The 300-nt window shown below is 34.7% G+C and carries 1 pseudogene; it reads right to left on the bottom strand.

Going from position 1 to position 300, the window contains the following annotated elements:
• Window positions 1–300 (bottom strand): annotated as a pseudogene (locus BN338_RS12425) (type ISP restriction/modification enzyme); the annotation flags it as partial.

Here is a 300-nt window from a genome sequence, read left to right as displayed (position 1 = left end):
AATCATATTACTCATGTTTTTTGCTAAAACTTCACGGCTTGAATTATATGCCCACGCATCACGGTTGTTACAATGCCAAGAGAATAAGTTTCAAAGAGCTTTTTATTATTTTCCTTCTTTTTGTTATTACCCTTCTTATCACCCAAAGTTAGAAAGGTAGCAAAACTATTATCCCGTTGATGAATCCAATCACCATGCTTATCTGGTGTAATCATTTGCCAGCTTTGTTTCCGTGTAATACCACCAACACTACCAAAGTATTGAAGCATCTCAAGTTTTTTTTCGGTAGAAAGATTATCT

Source organism: Bartonella queenslandensis AUST/NH15 (assembly GCF_000312585.1).
Taxonomy (GTDB): domain Bacteria; phylum Pseudomonadota; class Alphaproteobacteria; order Rhizobiales; family Rhizobiaceae; genus Bartonella; species Bartonella queenslandensis_A.
Note: the sequence above shows the minus strand (reverse complement) of the source record. Positions and strands in the feature narration are given on the sequence as shown.